The organism is Enorma sp. (assembly GCF_982429025.1).
In genome coordinates, this window is the sequence record NZ_CEWCAA010000020.1 from 26,455 (window position 1) to 33,436 (window position 6,982).

Sequence of the window (6,982 nt, forward strand, 5' to 3'; positions counted from 1 at the left end):
CCTGTAATCGAACGAGCCGCCCGCGCCCATCCTCACAGGCGGCTCATCCTACGGCGCGCGCTAGCTGCGCAAGCTCTCGAGAATGAGGCGCTTGACCGGGCCCTCGGCCCGCTCGGTATAGCGGATGACGGGAACCAGGCCCTGTCCCGGCTTCGGCCTGCGCGGCTCCTCCATATGCTCCATGATACCGAGCTCGCGGCCCTTCTCCGTCACGCGCCGGCTTCCGTCAACGGATGGCGTAAGGTACCCGCCGCGTTCGAGGATGACGTTTGCCTTGTTGGCGTTCATTTTGGCCACCTCGAGCGCCTTGCCATCCGCATCTCCCGCAGCTTTCCAGCCGTTGAGAAGGCTAGAGATAGACGGGAGCGCCTTGGCCTCTTCGTCGGAAAGGGGCGTTTCGTCCGAACGGAGCGTTTCGTCCGAAGCATCCTCCTTGGGTTCTACCGGGTTCTTGCACCAGTCGCAAAACGCCTGCACGTCTTCGAACGCATGCGTCGCTCCCCAAGCTTGCTTCGCGAAGGGCTGCAGCCACTCCGGCACGCCCCACAGAGCGAGCACGGGCTCCACGCCCGCCGCACGATACGCGAGCATGTCCTCGAGCGTATTGCCCAAGCCGACGATGCGGGCGGTGGCGCGCTTCGCTTCATCAGGGATAAGGTGACGCACCGCCTGCTGCACGCCGTCGGGACACGGCTTGCTCAGAGAATAGGAGAAGTCATGGCGCTCGACGCGCGGCGCGTTAAAAACGTTCTCGGGAAGCTCACCCCGTCCAAGCTCGTCCCTTTCATACTCCCTGCCTATGAGGGCCGAGCCGAGCTTCCATGTCGTGGTAATGGCACGGAGCCTCCCTGCCCTGCTGTTGCTCACAATAGCATTGGGAATACCGAGGCGCTGGATGAACGAGATTCCAGGATACCCTGAGTAGGGAATGCTGCCACCGCCATGGTTATGGATGTAGGCATACGGATCTCGCTCGTACTCCTCGTCGAGCACCGGATCATCGAGCAGGGTCTGATCAAGATCGAGCACGAGGGCATCGATAGGGGCATTGCTATGGGCGGCGAACGCGGTGCTTGCCCCGCGCTCGAACACCTCTTCGGCGTCTGCAGACGTGGTGCGCGCAAACGCAAAGTTGACGATCGTTCCTGTGAAACCCGCATCGCGCAGCACCGTATCGGCCGCGATGAAGGAGTTTCCCGTGGTAAGAATGTCGTCGACCACGATGATGACATCGTAGGCCTGAGCAGTGGAAGGAGGCTCGAAGGCAAGGGTGTCCACGCTTTCCGCAACGGATCGCGTGCCGCCGTCGTGGGCCTTTTCCTTGCTTTCCGTGCGCACAAAATGAGGCGTCAAATCGTCGCACGCGAGCGCGCCGCCGCCCAGCACCAATCGCGCAACGCTGGTAACGACGTTAACCTTGCCTTTGGTGCTTGACGGAATGGCGACGAGCCCGATGCGCTTGCCCCGTGGCGCCGCCTCAATGACAGCCTGGACCAGCTTTCGCAGGTCGGCCCAATAGCTATTCGAATACTCTTTGAAGCACCTCTCATCGAAGTCCTTCTCGCGCTTCATCCCGCGAGCGTAATGGAACAGATCCCACTGCTCCTCGCTCTTCTCTCCGCGCGCGGGGTAGAGCTCGCCGTAGAACACCGGCTCCTTGCGGCCTTCGAAAACGACACGGTACTTGGTGGCGAGATTCTCAAACATGGGGTTTCCTTTCTGTTGGTGCTTCCACATCTTCAACGCTGTCCCTGCCGGGCTCTACAACTTGCACTCGACGACGCCGATAACCTTGTTGTTCAACATCGTTTTCCACGCTAAATGACCTGTATTCGATCCCCTTGCTCCAAAAGGCGCTGATGCATGCAGCATTGGCTCGCTACGAAAAATCGAATCGCATCTGGCCGTCTTGGTCTACGACCACGTGCTCGAGCGACGCATGGGCGGGCGTGGCAGAACCCGTACCGGAGCTGGAATCCGCGTTCGACGATGCCTCGCTCCAATGAATGTTGCGGGCCGTCTGACGATACTGCTCCATGCGCATCTTGAACGCCTCGATGGTATCGGGGCCGTAGAGGGGAGACGCGTTGCCCGATTCCAAGTAGGCCACATTGCCGCCGAACCGCGGGTCGCCATAGAAGTCAACGTCGTGCCGAGTGCTGTAATCGAACACTGCGACCGGCGTCTTGGTTTTCAGCGCGTGACGCAACGCGTGGTTTGTGCCGCCCTCGGTGCTCGTCTCAAACGCTATGACGCCATCCGCAAGCGCGGGCTGCCACTCGTCTCGAGCAACCAAATTGCTCGCAAACTGCCTCTGCGGAATGGGAACGCCCGGCGCATACTCCGAAACGAGCGCGCCGCCGGTCTCTACGATACGCTCCGCAAGCTCTTGGTTTCGCTTGGGATACACCGCCCCGTCCACCGGCGTCGAGAGCACGGCGACCGTTCGGCCCCCGGCATCAAGCGCGCCTTGATGGCCGAGCGTGTCGCACCCCAGGGCCAGGCCGCTTACCACCACGTACCCCTCGCCTGCCAGAATCTCCGCGAGACGACGGCCCATGCGCACCGCGACGTTTGTGGGGTTGCGGGTGCCGATCATTGCCACAGCGGCAGGAGCGTTCAGGCTGGCAACTTCGCCTCGGGCGAAAAGCAGCGGCGGAAAACTCTGGTTGAAAAGCATGCGGCGAGGATACGTGCTCATAAAGGGATTGAGCACGGAGAGGCCGTGGCGCTCGGCGCGATCCATGATCTCTCCTGCGCGCTCCTCGCATTCGTTCCACGATACACCGGGCCGATCGAGCGCCCGCATAAGCGCCTTGTCGCCCAAGGTTCGAGCGAAATCCTCGTCCAAGAGCGACGCTCCCATGATGGCTTCCCTGCCGTTAACCAGCACGCGCAGAATCGTCTTGGGGCCTACGCCGGGCAGCTCCTTGAGCGTGAGAATGAAGATGGAGAGCATGCGATCTGCACACAGTACGTCTGGGTCATGTGAATCGAGCATGTGCGGTCCTTTCTTGCTCGCTACTGCGCCCCGTAACCGCCGTCTTTCGGCTAGGTCTATCTTACCGATTTGACAGCGGCACAGGGCGGCAGCGCTTACGCGTGGGGCGGTGTTCAGTAATCGACGTCGCAGAGCTCGTTCGAATCCGGCTCGTCATACGGATAGCTCTCAGAGCTATCCGCCGAATCAAAAGGGATGTCGGTATACGCCTCGCCTTCTGCGGGAGCTTTGCCGAAGCTCGATGTGCCATGTGTCGAAGGCTGGCGCGCCGCCTGGCCTTCTGATCGCGAAGAGGACATGAGCTCAAGGTCGTCGATCACGACTTCGAGCTTGCTGCGCTTCGCACCGTCGCTGGTCCAGGTGCTGTAGCGCAGGCTGCCCTCCACGGCAACCTTGCGGCCCTTGGCGAGGTAGCGCCCAAGCGCCTCGGCACGACGGCCGAACATGACGCAGCCAACGAAGTTGGGATATTCCTCCCAAACGCCCGTCTGCTGGTTGCGGCGCCGATCGTTCACGGCAATGGTGAAGCTCATGATCTGCGTGCCGTTTGACGTTGCGCGCATCTCCGGGTCGCGGGTAAGGTTGCCAGTAAGGGTAACGCGATTGATAGCCATAATGTTTCCTCTCTGTTGTGCTGGGGCTTTACCGCCCACGTCTTTTGTGCTGGTGGCTGTGTGCGCTTTCAAGCACTACATGCTTGGGCGCTGGATTGTGTTGTGCAGGCTTTGTCCTTTCGCTGTTGGCACGTTTTGTATCTTCGTGGTAAAGGGCCGGTGCTGGAAGGTGCTGCGTAGCGTTTTCCTCCCTTCTCATATGGGGCTTCGCTGCCGACCCTGCGGGATCATCATGCCTCGCCGCCTTCCCAGGTCATCGCCCCGCTGGGCTCGCTGTTTCAGGGTCATCGCACGCTCTTGGGCGGCTCGCCAGAAGGAGGGTGAGCATATCCGCTCTTCGGTTTTCAAGCTACGTGGCCGGCGGTGTTTCGCACAGAAATGAGACAGATTGACCCGGCACAACTGTCTCTGAGACAGATTGACCTGGCACAACTGTCTCAGTTCCGACGGCTCCCGAGCTTATCCGTACAGAAGCACACAGGTGCCGCGCGATCGCCCAGGTCCGGGGCCCAAAAGCGAGACAACAAACCCGGCGGTCGGTAGCCGATCAAACGCTATTTCGTTGTTACAAGATGATTTTCGTGTTGCTCATAACGCTCTCCTTTACCTCTTACACGCTGAAACCTGAACTTGATGTGCTTGGAGTCCTTCTTGCTCTTTTCGAGCACCATCATTAAGCCACGGCGCTCATGCGGGGTCAAGAACTATTCAAGATTATTTTCAAGCGATCGCAGCCAAACGCCCATAACCTGCTCTTTGAGACAGATTGACCCGGCACAACTGTCTCTGAGACAGTTTGACCTGGCACAACTGTCTCAGAAACGCCGCGCCATCGCGAGCTGGCCCGCCCAGTCCACGGCAACGTACACCGTGGCGAACACTACCGCCGCCTGCAGATACATGGATGCGGCCAACATGTTGCTTTCAGCCGCGGATATTCCTGCGCAGCACACGGCACCGAAGGTGAGCAAGCGTGCGCCATCCACCAAAAAGACGAGCAGACGCATCAGCGGGCTCATGCCGTGCACCGGTCGCAAGCGCGGAATGCGCTTCGCCGCCCATGCGGTTCCCGCAATCGTGGTGAGCGCAAGGACAACATTTGGACTTCCCATCGAAGCTCCCTTTCTCTTGGCGATACTCCCTGCCTATCGGCTGCTCTGTGTAATGCAGAGGCGCCCCGTCGGTTGCCGACGAAGCGCCCCGGTTTTCTTCTCTCTTAGTTTTCCTATGTATAGGTGAAGCATTGGAAGGGCCGGTTTTCTCGACGCCCGGCTCAAGCCCTTTTCAACGCCTGCGGGATCGCCGAGACGGCCTACAGCGGCCGGCGACAATCGGCAACGGCCTGCGACAGATAATCTGCCCTCAAAGAAACGAGCGGCGCCGTGACCGGATGGTACGGCGCCGCTCGTTTGGGAAAGCTAGTCCTCGGACGAGGAAGAGCTGTCGGAACCCGTGTCGACCAGCTCCTTCTGAACCACCACGCGGGAAATCTCGAAGTGGTCGACGTTGAGGTCAGAGCTGTAGTCCGTCTGCATCTCCTTGGTCTCACCAACCTTGAAGTACTGCTCGCTCAACGGACCAACGCTAAACGCAGCGCTGTTGCTATCGCCGCTCGTGAAGTGCGCGCGCTGGCCGTTGGCATCGATCGCGACCACGTACACGGTTGCGTTTGCCCAACGATAATCCGTGTTGTTGGTGAGCGTGAGGTTCAGGACGGGATAGTTGCCATCGAGTGCCATCTGGAGCTCGGCAGTGTACTCGTCCTCGTCGAGCACGGCGTACTGGCTGGGATCGAGCACCCTGCCTCCCGAGACCGTCACCACGACATCTGTGAGGTCCTGCAAGCGATAATTCTGGGTCTCACCCGTGTAGCCATTGCTATACGAGGCAACGATGTTGTCCAGATCCGACGGAATCAGCTCGATCTCGTTCTCGCCGGGGAAGAGGTACGGAATGGTGTTGCTGCCCGCCTCGGTGCAGATCAGGTCCAGAGAACCCTCGTTCTCGACTTCGTCACCATAGTTGTTGGTCGTAATATACGTGCCCGTGGCGCTGATCCCAACATCCTGAGCAATCTGCTCGGAGTTGTTGGTGATCGTGCACGTCACCTTTGGGCCATCTGCAGCATCGGTCTCGATTTCAAGGTCGCTCACCGTGAACTGCTGGTAACGCTCGCCGCCGGGATCGCGCGAGGAATCCTCGTCGGAGGAATCGTTGCTATCCGGATCGGGGGCGTTGACACCGGCCTGGTACTGATCGCCCGTGCCGCCTTCGGGGGCCGGGTTCAGCATGGGACCGATCACGCCGAATGCAAGCACCAGCACGACTACCGCCGCAGCGGCGATGGCGATGATCTTGTTGCGCGAGCCCTTCTTGGAGGCGCCGGCAACGGTGCCGAGCGACTTGGCGGTGGAGCCGGCCTTCGCGCCGGGAGCGGAACCGGCGGCGGTGCCAGCGGTCTTTTCGCCATCCTTCTTCACCGCGTCATCGGCCTTCGGGGCAGCAGCGGCTTTGGGAGCCTCCTTCGTCTCCTGCCCGGCATCGGCCTTCGTGGAAACGGCGAGCTTCGCTCCGCAGGACGGACAGAAGGCAGAGCCCTCCGGAACCTTCTTGCCGCACTTGGGACAAAACATGACTTCCTCCTTCAGTCGGAAACACATACAGCGTTGAGCCGGGACCACCGGAGCGGCCCCGTCGCTTGTTACTTCAAGGTGATCGTGGCGCCACCGTTCTCAGTGATGGGCTGGATAAAGGGCGAGGCACCGTGCTCCATCGTGACCTCCTTGCCGTCGGACGTGGTGCCCAGGACCTCGTCGGCAGGCGTGCCCTCGCTCTCGCCGACCCTCACCCACGTGGTGGGCAGCACGCCGCCGGGCAGCTGCACGGAAAAGCCTACGACGAGCGTGCCGTCGCTCGACGCGGATTCCTCCACCTGGAAGGTGCCGCGCCAAGCATCGGACACGTCTACATAGAAGTACTCGCACTCGTAGTCGTGCTGGGGCGCGGTCTCGGCGTCGTCGGTCTTCAGCGTGAGCGTTGCGCGGTCCTCGGCAAGGAAGTCCGCGCTCACCTCGAGGGTGTAGATGTCCATGCCGCCCGTGGCCGTGCCGTAGTACTCGGCACCGCCCATCGGATTGCCCACGAACACGTCCAGGCCGCCGGACTCGTTCACCGGGTAGCCATCGGGCTCGGTGCCCACGCGGCGGATGCAGAAGAAGTGGTAGCCGAAGTCCTCCTGGCTGACACCCCAGATCATGGTGCCGTCGTCCGGCTCGTTACCGGAGTCGTCGCGCACCCAATCGTCCGGCACGTCCAGGTAGAAGTAGTCGCACTCAAAGTAGTGCTGCTCAACCGGCTCCTCTGCCAC

At 60.9% G+C, this 6,982-nt stretch carries 5 protein-coding genes and 1 pseudogene; all 6 read right to left on the bottom strand.

Annotation, left to right across the window (positions count from 1 at the left end):
• Positions 1–60 precede the first annotated feature (60 nt).
• Complete coding sequence (locus AC1VS5_RS05030) at positions 61–1,707, bottom strand: HAD family hydrolase (RefSeq protein ID WP_481217898.1); 1,647 nt, start codon at positions 1,705–1,707, stop codon at positions 61–63.
• Between the two features lie 172 nt (positions 1,708–1,879).
• Positions 1,880–3,001: a DNA-processing protein DprA gene (locus AC1VS5_RS05035; protein WP_481217899.1), complete on the bottom strand. Its 1,122-nt coding sequence runs from the start codon at positions 2,999–3,001 to the stop codon at positions 1,880–1,882.
• A 113-nt stretch (positions 3,002–3,114) separates the two neighbouring features.
• Complete coding sequence (locus AC1VS5_RS05040; RefSeq protein WP_481217900.1) at positions 3,115–3,615, bottom strand: single-stranded DNA-binding protein; 501 nt, start codon at positions 3,613–3,615, stop codon at positions 3,115–3,117.
• Positions 3,616–4,430: 815 nt separating this feature from the next.
• A complete protein-coding gene (locus tag AC1VS5_RS05045; protein ID WP_481217901.1) occupies positions 4,431–4,727 on the bottom strand; it encodes a hypothetical protein in 297 nt (98 codons plus the stop codon).
• A 306-nt stretch (positions 4,728–5,033) separates the two neighbouring features.
• Positions 5,034–6,248, bottom strand: a complete 1,215-nt coding sequence (locus AC1VS5_RS05050; RefSeq protein ID WP_481217902.1) for a zinc ribbon domain-containing protein — start codon at positions 6,246–6,248, stop codon at positions 5,034–5,036.
• A gap of 68 nt (positions 6,249–6,316) precedes the next feature.
• Positions 6,317–6,982 (bottom strand): annotated as a pseudogene (locus AC1VS5_RS05055) (hypothetical protein); the annotation flags it as partial.